Genomic DNA, 250 nt, shown 5'->3' on the forward strand with positions numbered 1-250 from the left:
AGCCAGCGGGCGATGCGGACCGACTCCATGTGCCGGTCGGCGGTGATGTCGGCGATCCGGCCGACCGCGTGCCGCGCGGCCTCGACGGAGACGACGAACAGGATCGGGATCACGCCGTGCATGCCGACGCCGATCGGGTCCGGCCAGGCGGCCGCGCCGTTGAAGGCGATGGTGGCCGCGGTCAGCAGCCAGGCGGTCTGGCGCAGCAGCGGGAAGGGAATGCGGATCCAGGTGAGCAGCAGATCCAGCG

General features: G+C 72.0%; 1 protein-coding gene. It reads right to left on the minus strand.

The annotated features are described in order from the left end of the window. Window positions 1-250 (minus strand): DUF2637 domain-containing protein (locus JK364_RS54875; RefSeq protein WP_201858948.1); only part of this gene is annotated, 250 nt, incomplete at both ends.

This window comes from Streptomyces endocoffeicus, assembly GCF_016741935.1.
In the GTDB taxonomy this organism is placed as follows: Bacteria; Actinomycetota; Actinomycetes; order Streptomycetales; family Streptomycetaceae; genus Streptomyces; species Streptomyces endocoffeicus.